Source organism: Salinivibrio proteolyticus (assembly GCF_027286365.1).
Taxonomy (GTDB): Bacteria; Pseudomonadota; Gammaproteobacteria; order Enterobacterales; family Vibrionaceae; genus Salinivibrio; species Salinivibrio proteolyticus.
This window is the reverse complement of sequence record NZ_CP114584.1, coordinates 2767501-2784629: the sequence shown is the minus strand read 5'-3', so window position 1 is coordinate 2784629 and position 17129 is coordinate 2767501. Positions and strand designations below refer to the sequence as shown.

The following is a 17129-nucleotide window of genomic DNA, read 5'->3' as shown; positions in this document are numbered from 1 at the left end:
TCCAAGGTCGAGATGTGGCGCTAGCGTATCAAAGTTCGATATTCGATTGCTGCAATAAAATCACTGCTTGAGTACGATTTTTTACCCCGAGCTTGCGAAAAATCGCTGTCATGTGTGCTTTGATGGTGGCCTCGGAGACTGCCAAGTCGTAAGCGATCTGCTTATTCAGCAAGCCATCGCAAAGCATACGTAGTACTTTGTATTGTTGCGGCGTTAAGGCGGCTAATTTGCTCGACAAGCATTCACTGTCGTCATCGTCACCTAAGTCATCAGGAAAGCAGGGAGTGCCCTCAAGGACTTGGGTTAACGATTGCACCAGCGTACGCATATCGCTGGATTTTGGGATAAAACCAAATGCGCCATGGGAGCGGACTTGGCGGATCACGCTGGGCTCTTCACTGGCGGAGACCACCACAATCGGCAGCGTCGGGTATTGGTGACGCAGGGCAATCAACCCCGACATGCCATTGGCGCCCGGCATTTTTAGATCCAGTAGCACTAAATCGACCTCGGCATCCCGTGCCAACAGATCGTTTAAACTATCCAGACTATCTGCTTCGAGTAGATTCGCGCCGCTGACCGCCATATGCACTGATTGAAATAAGGCATTTCGAAACAGCGGATGGTCGTCAGCGATCACAATGGTATGTTGCGCTTCCATGGTGTTTATGCCGCTCCCGTGTTTCTTTCAACGCTACCACTGGGTGTGCGGTTTATCAATTTTGTAACAAAGGAACTAAGAGATTGATCATTCCTCGCTTTTATCCCGAACCATGAGTCCGTGTTCAGAAAGATGGGAAAGAAATGTCTCGGGAGGTAAAAAGCCGGTAACGCGTGCGGTTTCATCCCGTTCACCACTGGGTAACCAAAAGTCGAGGGTGGGCAAACCCGCCACATTTTGGCGACGCATAAGGGCAAAATCTTCAGGACGATTATGGCTAAGGTTCACTTTAATCCGGTGCATGCGGTTAAGTTGCTGGGCCACGTCGGGATCGGTAAAGGTTTGTGTGGCGAACTGCTTACACGGAATGCACCAATCGGCGTAGTAATCGACAAAGGCGATTTTCTGACTCGCGGCTGCGTTGGCGAGCTCTGCATCAAGCGCTGTTTGGCTGTTGACGGTCACAAACGTTGGCGCCGCGACGGTATGCGATGCGTTTGCAGGCGCGGTGGCTTGTTGCGAGTGAACAATATAAAGCGCACTGGCGCCTAATGCGGCAATCAACGCCCCAGCCGTCAGTGCGAAGCGGCGACCCTGTCTCATACTTTTTCCTTTTCATGCTAATAGGATGAGTATACACAAATACCATGATCACACCGCATGGGTGTGCGACTGGATCAACTGACCGGGCGTCATACCAAACTGACGCTTAAATGCGGTGACGAAATTAGAGGGATGATGGTAGCCCGCCCAGTAAGCCGCTTCGCCAATTGACATTGCCTCATGCAGTAACTTTTCTTTGACCACCGCGAGCCGGCGGCGCCGAATGTAATCAGACACGGGCACGCCCAGATGGGTACGAAAACGACGCTGCAGTGTGCTGCGACTCAGGCCGCACGCCTGAGAGATGGTCGATAAGGTCAATGCGGTATGCAGTCTGGTCTCAATATACGCGACGGCTTTTGCGACTTGTGGTTCATGGGTGGTAGGGATGTGTTCGACAACAGGCTCAATGATCAGATGAGCGGCTTGGTCACACAGATACTTGATGATGGTGAGTGCATGTAGATGCTGGGTCAGGGGATCAGCCTCATGTTGCCGATTAATACTGGGTAATAAGGCGCGAATGGAGTCAAGTATGGAGGTACTCGGTTGCCAGCGTACATAGCCTAAATGATGGCGATGCAAGCCACTAAGCAGTGGCAAGGCTTGCTCGTCTGCATAGCCATTAAGCCATTCGGGGGGTAGCAATATGTTCACTTTTTTCAGGTGGTTCCCCTCAATTAAGCGACGGCGAAAGGTGCTATCACGACCCACGGAGACGGCAAGCGCTTGGGGCTGGTGGCGTGCATCACACCGATAGGTGTGACCATCGTAGGCAAACTCTAGCACGCCCTCGAGGACTATCACTAGCGTGATCCCCAGATGGGCACGGTGGAGCACATTGGCATCACATAACTCATCGGTGATCCCGCCATCGACCTGCAACCCTCCCGGACATAAGGTATGTGAGAACTGCCCTCGCACCAGAGATTGCGTCCGTTGCGAGTGGTTAGCCATGATCTCGGCGTGACCCTCTGCGCTGGATTCTCGTTGTGTGCAAACAACAGACACGGGTGCTGCCATAGTGTTCCCCCTTAACATGCTGCATCAACGCGCTATGCATAAAAGCTCTGCACATAAAAGCTCTGCGCATAAAAGCTTGATGCACGCGCATAACTCTTTTTTCTTCCTGAAAACCACTTAAACAGTAACATAAATGCGAATTAGTATCATTTGGTTGTTTGGGTTGCCCAAGAAGGAAATGAATTATGACGTTGTTACTTCCCGCCAAGGCGCGTCCGGCTTTGCTTGCGCTGAGCATTGCCAGTGCTTTGTGTCCCTCTGCGATGGCTGATAGCCCCGAAGGTGAAAGCATAGAAACGGTGTCCGTGTGGGGCACAAAAGTGTCTAGCTCCTCCCGTTACCTGGGGGAGGCCGATCTTACCGTGAAGCAGCCCGATCACCTCTCTGACTTATTGCGTGATATTCCCGGTGTGGATGTGGGCGGCACGCACTCGCTCACCCAGCGCATTAATATCCGTGGCTTTACCGAACAAGATCTGGATATCACCGTCGATGGCGCCTCACAAGGCGGTAAAATGTTCCACCACATCAGCAACCTCACTTTAAATCCTGACATTTTGCAGCGTGTTGATGTCGCGGTGGGCGCATCGTCGATTCTCACTAGCGAGCTGGGGGGCGCGGTCGCGTTTGAAACCAAAGATCCGTACGATCTCTTGCGTGCGAATGAGACATTTGGGGCACGCCTAAGTGGGGGCTGGGGCAGTAACGATTACCAGCAAGGCTCGTTGACCGTTTATGGGTTGTTGAGTGATGAATGGGATGCGATGGCATATATTAGCCGTTTTGATCGCGACAACTTTAAAGATGGTGACGGTAATCGCACCTTTGGCGGTGAGGGAGAGATCACTAATGGCTTAGTAAAAGTAGGCTGGGAGCCTGCAAGTGGGCATCGCTTTGAACTCAGTTATGATAAGTATCGCGATAAGGGCGATTACCTGCCGCGTCCTGATATGGGCGTGAGCTTCAACCGCAATCGCACGGGCGAAATGATCCTGCCAGTGACCTACGATCGTGATACCGCGACGATCAACTATGAATACACGCCGTCACAAACCATCGAATTAAAAGCACTGGCTTATTATAACCAGCTGTCACTCACCCGTGATGAAACCGAATTTGCGACCCACCCATTTCTGGCTGACCGCAAAGGCGTCAACGTGGCGGAAGACACGAATATTGGGGTAAAACTCAGTGTGTCGCAGCGTATTGGCGATCATCAGCTCGCGTACGGTGCGCACTATGAAAACCAAGACAACGACACCCAATTTGCCAAACCGGGTGTACAGATTTTGGAGTCGGCCGACAAGATTGCGCTGTATGTGGAAGACAAGATAGCGCTGACCTCACGCTTTTCGGTGACACCAGCGGTACGTTATGACAGCTTTGATCGTCGAGCGACCAGCTCGAGTCAGCGTTACGATGATGTGTCGCTGGCGTTGGGTGCAGAGTTTGTCGCTAACGACTATCTCACCCTGTTTGCCAACAGTCGAGAGCTGCACAAAGCGCCGCCGTTGAATGAATCATTCACCACCACAGCACTGAGTGAAAGCGCGGATAAAGACTTGAAAGCCGAGCATGGCCGGACCGATGAAATTGGTGTGCGCTTCTCAAACGCAGCGGCGCAAAAAGACTACTTGTTAACCGCCAATCTGACGGTGTTTCGCACTGAGCTCGATGATGAAATTGTGGTGCGTAGTTACAAAGATGGCAGTGGTAATTGGGCTTATGAAACCACCAACCGTGGCGATGCCACCTATCGTGGCTTTGAGGCCAGTATCTATTGGGCATGGCAGCAGTGGACGGCGTCAGCCAGTTACAGTCGCACGGATGTGAGTTATTCAGAGGCGTATCAACTGGATCAAATTTTTGGTCGCGCTCGCCACCTCGGCGATACCCTTGCCTTGAATGCGGATTACGCGTTGAACCGTTGGGATGTGCTGCTGGGGTGGCACACCCAAATTCAGCGCTCGACCACCGTTCCTGATAGCAACTTGACCAAACCGGGCTACACAGTACACAACGTGTTCGCTCAGTGGCAACCGATGGCGGTAGACGGGTTCACTTTGACGGCTGGGGTCGACAACTTGTTTGACAGTCGCTATCGCTCGCATGCGTCAACGTCAGGTGAACGAGGCGCAGAAATCCTCGATTACGAGCCCGGCCGCAATATTAAATTGACGGCGTCCTATCAATTTTAACGCGATGAGGCTGGCATTCATGCCAGCCTACCAAGGAGAACGTATGCCTAGTATGACAACGATGATTGAGTCCGAGCATGCCCCTCGTTACTTGCAGACCTTGTGTCGTCACTTTGGTCGCAAAGTCGAGGCGAGCTGGGATGAGCAAACAGGACGCGTGCATTTCCCTGCGGGTGTGTGCGATATGCGGGTGCAAGGGACCCAGTTGCGTGTTACATGCCATGCCGACGATGAGGCGAACTTAACCTTAGTGACTGAAACGGTCAGTAGCCACATCGAGATGTTTGCCCGCCGAGAAGCACTGCCCCATCAGTGGCAGTGCGTCGCCGACGCTTAGCTGCGTTTTTTTGCCCGCCCCTGCACGGCTTTAAAACGTGGATTGGTTTTGCAAATAACAAACATGCGCCCGCGACGACGGACAACCTGACAATCAGGGTGACGCTGGCGGGCGCTTTTCAGTGAGTTCACGACCTTCATGACGACTCCTTGTGACTGCGACCCACTTGGCCAAACTTGCGGGCGAAGTGTGCCGCGCGTCCTTCTTTGTTTGTGACCCGCTGTTTACCCGTGTACACCGGATGCGATGCACTCGAGACGTCGAGTGGAAAATAGGGATAGGTTTTACCGTCGTGCCATTCGATGGTACGTGACGTTTGCAAGGTTGAACCAACCATAAAATAGGTATCGACACTGGTGTCATGAAACACGACTTGTTGATACGGAGGGTGGATATCTTTTTTCACCGTGAAGTGCCTCTTTTCGTTGCGCTTAATTGTTATGTTATATCATAACAATTAAGAATGAGAAAGCGGTGAATTGATCAATAACCCAGCAGGCATTGGCGAAACAATCTGCGTTAAAGATCTCATTTTACGAACTTTTTGTTATGAAGGACGCAAAAGTGTTAGTTTTTATTACTTATATCAACACGCGTGTTACTGCTCACGGATAGCCTGTCATCCATGATGCTGCGCATGCGTGCACATCCCCTTCACGGAAGGCAAACATCATGATGATGCACAGACAAGGAACCGTCTCGACACTCATATCCCAATAACACTGGTTAACGTTGGCGACATCAGGGCGAAATGACAGACGATCATGGCGTTGGCTAGTAAGGAAATTGGGCCCAACTATCCAGAGTAGGAGAGCGTTATGTTTTTGGTTGAGTTTTTAGTAGTACTCAGCTGCATCTTGATTGGTGCCCGAATTGGCGGCATTGGTTTAGGTGTGATGGGCGGGGTTGGCCTCGCGATATTAAGTTTTGGGTTTGGTATGCAACCCACGCACCCACCGATTGATGTCATGCTGATGATCATGGCAGTCGTTGCCGCTGCGGCCAGTATGCAGGCTGCCGGTGGTCTCGATTTTCTGATTAAAATTGCCACGGGCATTTTGCGTAAAAACCCGCGTCACATTACCTTTATTGCCCCCTTAGTGACCTATGTCTTTACCATGATGGCGGGGACAGGACACGTTGCTTATTCCGTGTTGCCTGTGATTGCGGAAGTGAGCCGCCGTAGTGGCATTCGCCCAGCACGCCCATTAAGTATGGCGGTTATCGCCTCGCAATTTGCGATTGTGGCCAGCCCCATCGCTGCTGCTGTGGTGGCCTGCGTGGCCTTTTTAGAGCCACAAGGGATTACGCTCACCGATGTACTGTCAGTGACCATTCCCAGTACCTTTATCGGTCTTGCGCTTGCGTGTGTGATCGTCAATAAGCTTGGCAAAGAGCTTAAAGACGATCCTGAGTACCAACGCCGCCTTCAAGACCCTGCATTTCGCGCAGAAATGGAAGCATCGTCGACCGTGGAAGAGGTCGAGGTGACGCCGGAAGCGAAAAAATCGGTGACCTTATTTTTACTCGGGGCCATTACCGTGGTGCTAATGGGGGCGTTTCCTTCGTTGCGCCCAGCGTTTGACGGCGAGCCTCTGGGCATGGCGCACACCATTGAAATTGTGATGCTGTCAGTCGGTGCACTGATCATCTTGACCTGTAAACCGGATGGCAATGCGATTAGCCAAGGTTCGGTGTTTCATGCGGGTATGCGTGCCATTGTCGCTATCTTTGGTATTGCGTGGCTGGGTGACACCTTGATTGGTGGGCATGCGGATATGGTAAAAGAAGCCGTGTCTGGCTTGGTTGAGGTGGCGCCTTGGACGTTCGCCTTTGCCTTGTTTGCGCTATCGGTCATGGTGAATAGCCAAGGTGCAACAACGGCTGTGCTGGTGCCAGTAGCGATTACACTGGGTCTGCCACCCTCAATTATCATCGCGACCTTTGTGGCGGTAAATGGTTACTTCTTTATCCCCAATTATGGCCCTATCATTGCTTCTATTGATTTTGACCGAACAGGGACAACTCAGATTGGTAAATATGTGTTCAACCACAGCTTTATGGTGCCGGGGTTGCTCAGTATGGTCTTCAGTATTGCCTGCGGTTTGTTACTCACTCAGGTGCTGTAAGCCAATAGAAAGACAGGCGAATAAAAAAGGGCGCATTGAGCGCCCTTGTTGATCAGATAACCGTTATTCACTTAGGCGTTAAAGCGTTTACCGCGATACTTGGGATGCATCAGGTTGTCGACCGAAAAGATGTCTTCAAGTTCTTCTTCGGTCATTAACCCGCGTTCTAGCACTACTTCTTTCACGCTCTTTCCTGTCTCAGCACAAATCTTGCCGACAATATCGCCCTCGTGGTGGCCGATAAAGGGGTTGAGATAAGTGATAATGCCAATCGAGTTGTGCACATAGTGCTCGCACACTTCTTGGTTGACGGTAATCCCGCTCACGCACTTCTCACCCAAGTTCCGGCAGCCATTCGCCAGAATGGAAATAGACTCAAACAGTGCCTGCCCAATCACGGGCTCCATCACGTTAAGCTGAAGTTGGCCTGCTTCGGCGGCAAACGTAATGGTGGTATCGTTGCCCATCACCTTAAAGCACACTTGGTTGACTACCTCGGGGATCACTGGGTTTACCTTGGCGGGCATGATGGATGAACCTGCCTGCATTTCTGGTAGGTTGATCTCATTGAGTCCCGCACGTGGGCCCGAGGAGAGCAGGCGCAAGTCGTTGCAGATCTTCGATAGTTTCACCGCCAAGCGTTTCAGCGCGCCATGGACCATGACATACGCGCCACAGTCTGAGGTGGCTTCAATCAAATCTTCGGCCGGGATACATGGCAGACCTGTGATCTCAGCTAGGTGTTTTACCGCCAATTGCTGATAGCCTTCTGCGGCATTCAACTTGGTGCCAATCGCGGTCGCGCCGAGGTTAACTTCGAGCAGCAGTGCGGCGGTATATTTGATGTTTTTAATCTCTTCACGCAGTAGTACCGAAAAGGCTTTGAGCTCTTGTCCGACCGTCATCGGTACTGCGTCTTGCAGCTGGGTGCGGCCCATTTTCAGTACGTGAGAGTAAGTCTCCGCTTTTTTGTTGAATTCGTTTTGCAGATAATCAATCGCATCCATCAATTTGAGAATGCTGTTGTAGACTGCAATTCGGAAGCCGGTGGGGTACGCACAGTTGGTCGATTGGCTCTTATTGACGTGGTCGTTGGGGTTAATCACATCATAGTCACCTTTCTCATGCCCCATCAGTTCAAGCGCAAGGTTGGCAATCACCTCGTTAGCATTCATGTTCACTGAGGTGCCTGCGCCGCCTTGGAAGACATCCGAGGGGAACTGATCCATGCATTTACCCGTTTCCAAAATCTGGTCACAGGCTTTGATAATGTAGTCACCGACATCAGAGGGGATCACGCCGAGTTCTTGGTTTGCCATCGCTGCGGCTTTTTTGGTGTAAACCATGCCGCGTACGAAATCGGGAATGTCTGAAATACGGGTACTTGAGATAGTAAAGTTCTCAATGGCGCGCAAGGTGTGAATACCGTAATACGCATCGGCTGGAACAGCGCGTTGACCGAGTAAGTCTTCTTCAAGGCGGGTTGCAGTAGTCAGCGTAGGGGTATCATTGGGTGTAATAATCGTCTGAGACATGTGTTGGCCTTAACATCAAAGTTATTATAATGATTAAAACGTCGCCACAAATTTTGCTGTAGAATCCATTCCTCAGAGATTTTGGCTGGATGTATCGTCTCTTACATCCTTTCGCCGCTATTAGAGCATATGATGCGGTGAAAAGGGCTGACACCGGTCACAGCACTAAGAGGAGGCGATAACAAAATGCGCTTTCTTGCCGCGAGATTCAAGCAGTAAATCCACTTTCCCGATTCGGCTTTTGCGTGATTTTGATGTTAGGATGAAAAGTGAATTTCCAGTGCGAGGTGAACCGTGTTTCCAGTTTTATTACTGCTATTTATTTTGGTGCCAGTGATCGAAATTGGCCTGTTTATTCAGGTTGGTGGCTGGCTGGGGCTGTGGCCCACACTGGCACTGGTTTTGATTACCGCGTTTGTCGGTGCGTCTTTGGTGCGAAGCCAAGGCATTATGACCTTGGCTTCGGTGCAAGACAGGCTCAACCGAGGGGAATTACCCGCTCAGCAAATCCTTGAAGGCGTGATGCTGGCCGTCGCCGGTGTGCTGCTGTTAACGCCAGGTTTTATGACCGATGCGATGGGGATGTTGGTGCTTTTACCTGGGCCGCGAGCCGCGCTTGCCAAACAAGTGATGAAGCGCGTCACTGTGTCTCAAGCGGGTTTTAGCCAAGGTGGTTTCCATCAAGGGGACAATGCGCAAGGTCCTTTTGGGGAGGACCCGTTCCGTCGCGGAGGCCGTGGTGAGGATGGCAATACCTTTGAGGGTGAATATGAGCGTAAAGATGACGATGATGACCATCGCCTGCGCTAAGTCATGTTGGGATTAAACCCAGCCAAAAGGCCGCATGAGGATGCGGCCTTTTTCGATCATGGCGTCAGCTTACTCGGTGAGCTCGGGGCGCTGACGGTATTGGTCGAGTGATGCTGGGTTATCCAGTGCGCTTAACTGTGCCACGTCTTGGCCATGGACCACATCGCGCACCGCCAGCTCGGCCAGTTTCCCTGACTTGGTGCGCGGAATATCGCTCACCTCGGCAATCACGGCGGGAACGTGACGCGGTGTGCACTGTGTACGGATGGTTTTTTTGATGGCTTGCTTGAGTGGCTCATCCAGTGTCACGCCGGCGGCGAGTTTGACGAACAGCACCACGCGGACATCATTTTGCCATTGCTGACCAATGACCACCGAATCCATGATCTCGCTAAGCTGATTCACATGGCGATAGATTTCTGCCGTGCCAATTCGTACCCCGCCAGGGTTCAATACCGCATCAGACCGACCATAAAACACCATGCCACCTTGTGCGGTCAGGCGCACATAGTCACCATGGAACCAGATGTCATCAATCTTGCTCCAGTAGGCATTGTGATAGCGACTGCCATCGGTATCGTGCCAAAAGCCAACCGGCTGGTTGGGGAAGCTATTACAGCACACCAGCTCCCCTTTCTGCTCCTCGACCGCTTGGCCTTGGGCGTTAAACACTTGTACATCGAGCGCCAAGCCGCGCTTTTGGCTTTCGCCGCGATAAACCGGTGACAGCGGGCTGCCAAGGACAAAGCAGCCACAAATGTCGGTGCCACCCGCAATCGAGCTTAACTGCAGATCAGACTTTATCTTTTGATAGACATAATCAAACTGCTCGGGCGCAAGTACCGAGCCAGTCGAGCACAGGACACGTAACGACGCCAGCGAGTAATCATCTTTCGGTGCCACCCCTTGTTTTTCCAATGCTTCTAAGTACTTTGCCGCCGTACCAAAAAGGGTGAGCTGTTGCTGCTCGGCCAGTCGCCATAGTACCCCCGCATCGGGATAAAACGGTGAGCCATCATAAAGCACCAAGGTTGCGCCGCTTGCCAAGGCACTGACCTGCCAATTCCACATCATCCAGCCGCAGGTGGTGAAGTAGAAAAAGCGATCACCGGGGCGCACATCCGAATGGAGCTGATGCTCTTTCAAATGATTGAGCAATATCCCCCCTACCGAATGAATAATGCACTTGGGCTTACCCGTGGTGCCGGAAGAGTACAGCACAAAGAGTGGGGCATTGAACGCCACGCGGGTAAAGCGAAGCGGCGGCGCGTCCTTGGCTAATAAGTCTTGCCAGTTATCCACGCCAGCAGGTAAAGAAGGTCGATCGCCATCAAAAGGGATCACCACTAGGCGCTCAATGGCCGGTACGTTATCCACCACCTGCTGTGCTTTATTCAGGCAGTCATAGGTTTTGCCGTTGTAGTGGTAATGATCGGTGGTAAACAGCACTTTGGGCTCGGTTTGGCCAAAACGGTCTAACACACTGTCGACGCCAAAGTCCGGTGAGGTTGAGGTCCAAATCGCGCCCAGTGCTGCGGTGGCAAGCATTGCAATCACGGTTTCAGGCAGATTAGGTAAATAGCCAGCAACCACATCGCCCGGCTGAACACCTTGCATATCTAGGTAGTGACGGATGGCCGCGACCTGATCGACGAGCTCACGCCAAGTGAGGGTGCGTGCTACCTCATGCTCACCGCTAAAAATCATCGCTGGTTGGTCGGCATATTGCTCTGCGTGCTTGAGCAGGTTTTCGGCATAGTTCAGACGTGCGGTGGGAAACCAGTGGCTATCTTGATTAGGGTGCTCGGGATCGATATCGCACACTCTCTCGCCCGGATCGCCGATCACGCCGGCAAATTGCCATAACTGTTGCCAAAAATCGCCGCTTTGACGTACTGACCATGCATAGAGATCGTCATAACCACTCAGCTGGGTATCGTGAGTCTGATTCACGGCACGGATAAACGCGGCGAGTAACGTGTGGGTTTGACGTTCCTTATCCGGCGCCCACAACAATCCGTCTTTCATGTTCTCTCCTTAGCTCTTATCAGGGTGTGCCTGTATAAATGCATCCAGCGTTTGGCACTGTGCCTCAATGCGCGTCAAAGTTGGGTAGGTCGTTAAATCAAACGCAAATCGGCGTGCATTAAAAAGCTGCGGTACCAAACAAATATCGGCCAAATTGGGCGCCTCTCCGCCGATAAAGGGGCTGTCTAATCCCTGTAGTTTGGCTTCCAAGCCATCGAACCCTTGTTTTAGCCAATGGTGATACCAAGTAATTTTGTCATCATCACTGTGGCCAAAGGGGCCGGTTAAGTATTGCAGAACCCGTAAGTTATTGAGTGGATGCACATCACAGGCAATATCGAGCGCCAGAGATCGGCACTGGGCTTTTTGCACTGGATCACTGGGGAGCAGTTTTACCTGCGGATAGCGCTCATCGAGGTATTCAATAATGGCCAGTGATTGGCTCAAGGTGACATCGCCATCGACCAAGGTAGGCACTAAACCGGCGGGATTGAGCGAGCGATAGGCGTCGCTGTGCTGGTGTTTATCCAGCAAAGACACGGTTTCTCGTTGGTAGGAGAGGCCTTTAAGGCCAAGGGCGATGCGGACGCGGTAGGCCGCGGTCGACTTACTGTAATCATAAAGCAGCATACAAGCTCCTAGACGGCATCAACGTCACGCGCGCCTAGAGGTACTAGGCGCGCATCAAGGTTATTCTGCGATGTAACGGGTCACGGTTTGCTCAATGGCGCCGAAAATAGACGCATCTTGGCTGTCGCGCATATCGATGGTGACGCTATCGCCAAAGGTCATAAACGGGGTTTTTGCCTCGCCTTGGTCGATAATTTCCAGCATACGCTTTTCGGCTAAGCAGCAAGAGCCTTTACTGCGATCGGTATTGGAGACGGTGCCGGAGCCAATAATGGTCCCAGCGCTGACATGGCGGCTTTTCGCCACATGCGCGACCAACTGGGCAAAATCAAAGGTCATATCGACACCCGCGTCGGGTGACCCGAACCATTCGCCGTTGAGGGTGACATGCATCGGTAAGTGGACTTTATGGTCGCGCCAGTGATCGCCCAGCTCATCTGGGGTAACCGCCACCGGTGAAAATGCAGAGGCGGGCTTAGATTGGAAAAAGCCGAACCCTTTGGCAAGCTCGCCGGGGATCAGGTTGCGCAGGGAAACGTCGTTGACCAGCATCAGCAGTTTAATGTGTTGGCCCGCTTTATCAGCACTAAGGTGCATGGGCACATCATCGGTGACGACAGCAAGCTCGGCTTCAAAGTCACAGCCCCACGCATCATCCACCAATTCAATCTCGTCACGTGGACCGAGAAAGCCATCAGACATGCCTTGGTACATCAATGGATCAGTCCAAAAACTCTCAGGCATTTGTGCGCCGCGCGCTTTGCGCACCAGTTCAACGTGGTTAACGTAGGCGCTACCATCTGCCCACTGATAGGCGCGGGGCAGTGGTGAGTCGCAGACACTGGGGTCAAAGGCAAAGGACTCACTGACTTGGTTGTCATTGAGCGCGTCGTAGCGCTGAGTCAGTTTGGGCGCCAGTGTCGCCCAATTATCGAGTGCCGCTTGTAGTGTGGGTGCAATATCGTCGGCGTGGACGGCGCGAGTAAGGTCACGAGAGACCAAAATCAATTTGCCATCACGTCCGTGTTTGAGTGAAGCCAGTTTCATTGCTTTCTCCTTCGCTATTCTGCGTCACTTGGCGTGCGCCAAGAGTAAACATAATCGGTCAGTTCGGTGGCTTTCGCCGCGTCGCCCATATCAAGAGGCATGCGGGTATCGATCATCACCGCCACTTCATCGGTCTCTTTTTTCTGATGCTTTTTGCCCGCGGCGAACGCTTTTGGGTGAGGGCCATGCGGGAAGCCACAAGGGTGTAATGTCACCATGCCGGCATCAATGTTATCGCGGCTGAAAAAGTCACCTTGGTGATAGAAAAGTACCTCATCATAGTCATCGTTATTGTGGTAGAAAGGCACCTTCAGTGCGCCAGGATCCGACTCGATCGGGCGGGGGACAAAGGTGCAAATCACAAAACCTTGCGCGACAAAGGTGGTGTGTGCGGATGGCGGTAAGTGATAACGATGGCTCATCAACGGGCGGATATCTCGCCAGTTGAGTCGGAATACAGTGAGGTTGCCTTTCCAGCCTACCGCATCGAGTGGGTTATAAGGATAGGTGACACGGTTAAGCTGTTGGCGCGATTTGATCATCACCTGCCAGCTTTCGTTATCGGATTGCTGGGCTTTAAAGCTATCGTCAATGCGCGCATGTTCTAACACCGCAGGGTCAAACACCGCATGTTCGCCGACGATGCCTCGTTCGGCGCTCATGTAGGAGCCATGTGTCGCTTCAATCATCAACAAGGTGGTGGCCTCATCCGGCACCAGTCGCCAGCTGGTGGCGCGAGGGATGATCAAATAATCGCCTTTGGTGTAGCGCAAGTGGCCATAATCGCAATACAGCGAGCCTTCGCCTTGGTGGACAAATAAGCAATCGTCGCCATCGCTGTTGCGCACTAGATAAGACATGGCGGTATCGGTGCGCCATAAGCGAACCTGAACGTTGGCATTGGATAACAGCACAGGCGCATCCATTGGCGACGTGCCTTGAGTTTCAACTCGGTTGGTGTCAAAAGCATGCGGTCGCAATGGGCCTTCCCACTCGCTCCAGCCCGTCGGGGGATGGCGGTGATACATATGACTGGCCGGGCCAAAAAAGCCTTCCTTGCCACACTCGCGCTCATAGGTTCCCTCGGGAAAGTCGCAGTGGGCTTGACGTGAGGCATCCCCTTCACGAATGGGGAATGAAAACCACTTTCGCATAACTCGCTCCTTGTGCTGGGCGGCCGTGCTCACCGGGACGGCCAAATAGTTTCAAAAGAAACAATCTATCCGTTTATACTAGCGATCAGAGACGAGAAAAAGCAACGCGCTGTTAACAAATATTTTACCTCATGTGTTCAGTATTTTTGCCGCCTAAAAATCATAAGTGTAAACAAAGCACTACCTTTGCATCTTATCGAAGCCTCTCGTAAAGTAGGTTATATGATTTCATTTGAAACTAACTGATATGACCCTTCCTCATTTAGCACTCGATAGCTTTTTGCCTTATAAGTTGGTCCACACGGCGGAGTTGGTCGCCGACAGTCTTGCGGCACGTTATGAAGCAGAGTTTGGATTGTCGCGTCCAGAATGGCGCGTGCTGGCCTCTTTGGGCGCACGTGATGGCGTGATGGCGAAAGATTTAGCCGCAGAAACGCGGTTGGATAAAGTAAAAGTGTCGCGCTTGCTTACTCGTTTAGAGCGGCATCAGTTGGTAGAGCGACGCGCGTGCCAAGGTGATCAGCGCGCCGCGTTAGTCCATTTGACCGACAAAGGCCGCACCCATTATCAGACCATTGTTCCCAAGGTGCTGGAGTGGGAAAAAGCCATGCTCGAGGGACTCAGTGCGGCGCAGTATCAAGCGCTTTATCAGGCGTTAGATGCGTTGCAGCACCGCGTTCATGAGCTGGCTCAGACGGACAGTGACGCCGCGAGTGTCTGACGGCGCAGCACCACGGCATACAGGTACGCCATAATACCGGCCAGTAGATTGGCAATGGCGATTCCCGCAAACAGGCCATGGGTGCCGTTGACCATGCCGCCCAGCCATGCACAGGGCACTAAGAAGACAAACAAACGCACTAGGTTGCAGGCGAACGAATGTAGCGAACGCTTCATGGCATTCAGGCCACCGACCAATAACATCAAGGTGCCTTGTAAACCGTAACTGGCCGGGACCACCATTAAATAGTGGGCAATTTCTTGTTGAACCCGCACATCGTCACTGAATACATTCGCAATCAGATCGATAAAAGGCCACAGCGACAAGTACAAGGCAAACTGAAACAAGATGGCAAAGCGCATCGCGCTAAACAGCGCTTGAAAGGCCCGTTGATGGTATTGCGCACCAAAGTTTTGCGACATTAAGGGCGTGAGCGATGACGTCATCGCCATCATCACAATTAATAAAATGGCTTCAATACGCTGAGCGGCGCCATAGGCGGCAACGCTTTCTGTTCCCTGTGAGGCGAGCATCATCATTAAAATGGCGCCTGCGGCTGGGTTTAAGGCATTGGTCATTCCAGCCGGCATGCCAATTTTGAGGATCTGACGCACGTCAGTCGCTAGCTTGGTCCATTGCGGCGCCATCAACAGTCGCTCGCGGCGGATAAGAATACTCAACGCGGCAACTAATGCCCCCGCCCAACTGACGGCACTGGCGATGGCCGCCCCTTGCACTCCCAGTTCTGGAAATGGGCCCAAGCCAAAAATCAGTAAGGGGTCGAGCGCTCCATTAATCAGGCCGGAGACCATCATGATTTTTGCTGGGGTTTTTGTATCGCCCGTGGCGCGGATAGCCGCGTTCCCTGCCATCGGCACGACGAGCAATGGAATAGTGAGATACCACACCTGCATGTAATCGTGGATTAACGGCAATAAGTTATCGCTTGCCCCCAACGCTGAGAACACCGGATTGATGGTGGCGGCTCCTAACCAACCGACGACCATCACCATGAGTACCGCCAAGATCAAACCATGACTCGAGACCCGCGCGGCATCTTGATGATCACCCTGGCCGAGTAATCGCGCGACCAAGGCGGCAATGCCGACCCCTAATCCTAGCGTGATGGAGTTAACCGCAAAGGTGATGGGAAAGGTGAAGCTCACCGCGGCTAATGCTTCCGTGCCAAGCAGTGAAATAAAGAAGGTATCCACCACATTGAACATGATGATCGCAAATAGCCCAAATACCATGGGGACGGTCATCTTACGCAATGTGAGGTTGATCGGGGCGGACAGCAGCCCGTGTTTGTCGTTCATAATCTCTGATCACTGGGTTGGGACGGCTTACCCTAGCGGATCGCACCTAGGTGAGGAAGCTGCCGGGTAAAAAAAATCAAAAAAATTGCTGTAAAACCCTTGGGAAAGAAAAAGGGCGTCCCCACATAGGGAGTTACATCAGGAACCGGACGCATGAACGGCCTGTGTGCATACTTACTTCATCAAACGGAACATCATTACTAATTCAGGAGACGACCGATGAACATTCGTCCACTACATGATCGCGTTATCGTTGAGCGCCAAGAAGCTGAGTCTAAATCAGCAGGCGGCATCGTGTTAACTGGTTCTGCTGCAGAAAAGTCTACTCGCGGTAAAGTACTGGCGGTAGGCAATGGCCGTATTCTTGAAAACGGCAACGTGCAGCCATTGGACGTTAAAGTGGGTGACACTGTTATCTTCTCTGAAGGCTTCGGTACTAAGAGTGAAAAAATCGACGGTAAAGAAGTCCTGATCCTGTCAGAAAGCGACATTATGGCAATCGTTGAGTAATTCATTTCACCTCCAATCAAGAACGTAAGAAAGGAATAGAATCATGGCTGCTAAAGACGTTAAATTTAGTGACGACGCGCGCGCGAAAATGCTCGAAGGTGTGAATGTTCTGGCGGATGCCGTGAAAGTCACACTAGGCCCTAAAGGTCGTAACGTTGTTCTAGACAAATCATTCGGTGCGCCAACCATCACCAAAGACGGCGTGTCTGTTGCCCGTGAAATCGAGCTGGAAGACAAGTTCCAGAACATGGGCGCACAAATGGTAAAAGAAGTCGCTTCACAAGCAAATGATGCGGCAGGTGACGGTACGACCACTGCAACTGTATTGGCGCAATCTATCGTCAATGAAGGCTTGAAAGCGGTTGCAGCGGGCATGAACCCAATGGATCTGAAGCGTGGTATCGACAAAGCGGTGGTTGCTGCG

At 52.1% G+C, this 17129-nt stretch carries 18 protein-coding genes (1 of these 18 running past the window's edge); 7 read left to right on the top strand and 11 right to left on the bottom strand.

Annotated features, from left to right (window positions below; genetic code table 11):
• Nucleotides 1–28: 28 nt before the first annotated feature.
• The 3 genes from N7E60_RS13025 to N7E60_RS13015 all read right to left on the bottom strand — a co-directional run bounded on the left by N7E60_RS13025 (nucleotide 29) and on the right by N7E60_RS13015 (nucleotide 2287).
• A complete protein-coding gene (locus tag N7E60_RS13025; RefSeq protein WP_077479082.1) occupies nucleotides 29–661 on the bottom strand; it encodes a response regulator transcription factor in 633 nt (210 codons plus the stop codon).
• A gap of 87 nt (nucleotides 662–748) precedes the next feature.
• Nucleotides 749–1264, bottom strand: coding sequence for a thioredoxin fold domain-containing protein (locus N7E60_RS13020; protein ID WP_077640718.1), 516 nt, complete (start codon nucleotides 1262–1264; stop codon nucleotides 749–751).
• 48 nt (nucleotides 1265–1312) lie between these two features.
• Nucleotides 1313–2287, bottom strand: coding sequence for a helix-turn-helix domain-containing protein (locus N7E60_RS13015; protein WP_269597691.1), 975 nt, complete (start codon nucleotides 2285–2287; stop codon nucleotides 1313–1315).
• 185 nt (nucleotides 2288–2472) lie between these two features.
• Here N7E60_RS13015 and N7E60_RS13010 point away from each other — a divergent pair, with 185 nt between their 5' ends.
• Nucleotides 2473–4485, top strand: coding sequence for a TonB-dependent receptor domain-containing protein (locus N7E60_RS13010; RefSeq protein WP_269597689.1), 2013 nt, complete (start codon nucleotides 2473–2475; stop codon nucleotides 4483–4485).
• 43 nt (nucleotides 4486–4528) lie between these two features.
• The gene (locus N7E60_RS13005) at nucleotides 4529–4822 is read left to right on the top strand and encodes a DUF2218 domain-containing protein (protein WP_077640721.1); all 294 of its coding nucleotides are present in this window, start codon (nucleotides 4529–4531) and stop codon (nucleotides 4820–4822) included.
• On the opposite strand, the gene ykgO is transcribed toward N7E60_RS13005, so the two are convergent.
• Together ykgO and N7E60_RS12995 are read right to left on the bottom strand one after the other, a co-directional pair.
• Nucleotides 4819–4962, bottom strand: a complete 144-nt coding sequence (gene ykgO / locus N7E60_RS13000; RefSeq protein WP_046074543.1) for a type B 50S ribosomal protein L36 — start codon at nucleotides 4960–4962, stop codon at nucleotides 4819–4821. The two genes, N7E60_RS13005 and ykgO, sit on opposite strands and share 4 nt — an antisense overlap.
• Nucleotides 4959–5228 carry a type B 50S ribosomal protein L31 gene (locus N7E60_RS12995; protein ID WP_069586964.1) on the bottom strand — a complete coding sequence of 90 codons (270 nt, stop codon included), beginning with the start codon at nucleotides 5226–5228 and terminating at the stop codon, nucleotides 4959–4961. The genes ykgO and N7E60_RS12995 overlap by 4 nt, the downstream gene beginning before the upstream one ends.
• 412 nt (nucleotides 5229–5640) lie before the next feature.
• Between N7E60_RS12995 and N7E60_RS12990 the strand changes: the two genes are divergently transcribed.
• Nucleotides 5641–6951, top strand: a complete 1311-nt coding sequence (locus N7E60_RS12990) for an anaerobic C4-dicarboxylate transporter family protein (RefSeq protein WP_077765153.1) — start codon at nucleotides 5641–5643, stop codon at nucleotides 6949–6951.
• Between the two features lie 71 nt (nucleotides 6952–7022).
• On the opposite strand, the gene aspA is transcribed toward N7E60_RS12990, so the two are convergent.
• A complete protein-coding gene (gene aspA / locus N7E60_RS12985) occupies nucleotides 7023–8474 on the bottom strand; it encodes an aspartate ammonia-lyase (RefSeq protein ID WP_408642351.1) in 1452 nt (483 codons plus the stop codon).
• A gap of 306 nt (nucleotides 8475–8780) precedes the next feature.
• Here aspA and N7E60_RS12980 point away from each other — a divergent pair, with 306 nt between their 5' ends.
• Nucleotides 8781–9296 carry an FxsA family protein gene (locus N7E60_RS12980; RefSeq protein ID WP_069586961.1) on the top strand — a complete coding sequence of 172 codons (516 nt, stop codon included), beginning with the start codon at nucleotides 8781–8783 and terminating at the stop codon, nucleotides 9294–9296.
• Between the two features lie 69 nt (nucleotides 9297–9365).
• Here the strand turns inward: N7E60_RS12980 and N7E60_RS12975 are convergent, their stop codons facing one another.
• The 4 genes from N7E60_RS12975 to N7E60_RS12960 are packed head-to-tail and all read right to left on the bottom strand — an operon-like array spanning nucleotide 9366 to nucleotide 14155.
• Nucleotides 9366–11324 (bottom strand): acetoacetate--CoA ligase, encoded by a 1959-nt coding sequence (locus N7E60_RS12975; RefSeq protein WP_269597687.1) that lies wholly within the window; start codon nucleotides 11322–11324, stop codon nucleotides 9366–9368.
• A gap of 9 nt (nucleotides 11325–11333) precedes the next feature.
• Nucleotides 11334–11954 carry a maleylacetoacetate isomerase gene (maiA, locus tag N7E60_RS12970; RefSeq protein ID WP_167314896.1) on the bottom strand — a complete coding sequence of 207 codons (621 nt, stop codon included), beginning with the start codon at nucleotides 11952–11954 and terminating at the stop codon, nucleotides 11334–11336.
• A 60-nt stretch (nucleotides 11955–12014) separates the two neighbouring features.
• The gene (locus N7E60_RS12965; protein ID WP_077663347.1) at nucleotides 12015–13001 is read right to left on the bottom strand and encodes a fumarylacetoacetate hydrolase family protein; all 987 of its coding nucleotides are present in this window, start codon (nucleotides 12999–13001) and stop codon (nucleotides 12015–12017) included.
• 14 nt (nucleotides 13002–13015) lie between these two features.
• Nucleotides 13016–14155: a homogentisate 1,2-dioxygenase gene (locus tag N7E60_RS12960; protein WP_069586957.1), complete on the bottom strand. Its 1140-nt coding sequence runs from the start codon at nucleotides 14153–14155 to the stop codon at nucleotides 13016–13018.
• A gap of 247 nt (nucleotides 14156–14402) precedes the next feature.
• On the opposite strand from N7E60_RS12960, the gene N7E60_RS12955 reads away from it, so the two are divergent.
• Nucleotides 14403–14876 (top strand): MarR family winged helix-turn-helix transcriptional regulator, encoded by a 474-nt coding sequence (locus tag N7E60_RS12955; protein WP_069586956.1) that lies wholly within the window; start codon nucleotides 14403–14405, stop codon nucleotides 14874–14876.
• On the opposite strand, the gene N7E60_RS12950 is transcribed toward N7E60_RS12955, so the two are convergent.
• On the bottom strand, nucleotides 14846–16195 hold the full coding sequence (locus tag N7E60_RS12950) for an MATE family efflux transporter (RefSeq protein WP_269597686.1): 1350 nt from the start codon (nucleotides 16193–16195) through the stop codon (nucleotides 14846–14848). The genes N7E60_RS12955 and N7E60_RS12950 overlap by 31 nt on opposite strands.
• A 219-nt stretch (nucleotides 16196–16414) precedes the next feature.
• Between N7E60_RS12950 and N7E60_RS12945 the strand changes: the two genes are divergently transcribed.
• Nucleotides 16415–16705: a co-chaperone GroES gene (locus N7E60_RS12945; RefSeq protein ID WP_069586954.1), complete on the top strand. Its 291-nt coding sequence runs from the start codon at nucleotides 16415–16417 to the stop codon at nucleotides 16703–16705.
• Between the two features lie 43 nt (nucleotides 16706–16748).
• Nucleotides 16749–17129 carry the start of a chaperonin GroEL gene (gene groL, locus N7E60_RS12940; protein WP_077456079.1) on the top strand. It continues 1266 nt past the right edge of the window, so only the first 381 of its 1647 coding nucleotides appear in the window; its start codon is at nucleotides 16749–16751; its stop codon lies off the right edge, out of view.